We start from the raw sequence: 354 nt of genomic DNA, 5'->3' as shown, positions 1-354 counted from the left end.
CTCTTATTCATTTGAGAAGGCAAAACTCTTTCGAAAAAATCATAAATATTTTTAAATCTTCCGTTGGCTCTTTCTCTGGTGATCCCTTCACTCGGTCCTTCCCCAATTCCTTTAATTGCTCCCAAACCAAAACGGATCTGCCCTTTTTCGTTCACCGAAAATTTATATTGAGATTCATTCACATCCGGTCCCAAAACATCAACGCCCATACTTTTGCAATCTTCCATGAACATTGTGATTGATTCGGTATTGTTAATGTTATTACTCATTACACTCGCCATATATTCTGCGGGATAATTCGCTTTTAAATACGCTGTCTGATACGCAATAAAAGCATAACAGGTGGAGTGAGAT

The 354-nt window shown here is 37.9% G+C and carries 1 protein-coding gene; it reads right to left on the bottom strand.

What is annotated here, in order from left to right; all coding sequences use genetic code 11:
- Nucleotides 1–269: helix-hairpin-helix domain-containing protein (locus tag AB4039_RS42600; RefSeq protein WP_442273359.1), on the bottom strand; the 269-nt coding region annotated here is incomplete at its 3' end.
- Between the last annotated feature and the right edge of the window lie 85 nt (nucleotides 270–354).

Origin of the sequence: Streptomyces sp. M-16 (assembly GCF_052114405.1) — a bacterium.
GTDB lineage: Bacteria > Actinomycetota > Actinomycetes > Streptomycetales > Streptomycetaceae > Streptomyces.
The sequence above is the reverse complement of the archived record's forward strand: the minus strand, read 5'-3'. Positions and strand labels throughout refer to the sequence as shown.